This is a genomic window from Paenibacillus sinensis (assembly GCF_019904155.1).
Lineage (GTDB): Bacteria > Bacillota > Bacilli > Paenibacillales > Paenibacillaceae > Paenibacillus_AQ > Paenibacillus_AQ sinensis.
In genome coordinates, this window is the sequence record NZ_JAHCMB010000059.1 from 1 (window position 1) to 418 (window position 418).

Genomic DNA, 418 nt, shown 5'->3' on the forward strand with positions numbered 1-418 from the left:
CAAGAACTGCTTGTATTCCTCCCCCCAAACCATAACTGAATCTAGTATCGGCTTTAGTTTTTTTCCGATATCGCTCAACGAATATTCGACTTTAGGTGGTATTTGAGAATATACGTTACGAACAACAACGCCATAATCCTCTAAAATGCGAAGCTGCTTGGTTAAGGTTGCATGAGTAATGTCTGGAAACAACCGTTGAATTTCATTAAATCGCATCGTTTTTTCACTTAAAAACAGAATGATCAGCATGGACCATTTTCCCGACAATATCTTTTGAGCGTTTGTGAATCCACATTCTTCCAATACCTCGTTTGTGTAGTAGTTCATAATAGATATCCTTTCCGGTATCCAATTGCATACTAACGCTACTCCAAGAGCGTAGAAACCCTCTAAAGATACTTCTATAATACTAATTGCG

Annotated in this window: 1 protein-coding gene; it reads right to left on the minus strand. The window is 38.0% G+C overall.

From position 1 onward, the window contains the following. Positions 1-327, minus strand: a 327-nt coding sequence (locus KIH86_RS07725) for a winged helix-turn-helix transcriptional regulator (protein WP_223110369.1), incomplete at its 3' end; no start/stop codon positions are given. Positions 328-418 lie beyond the last annotated feature (91 nt).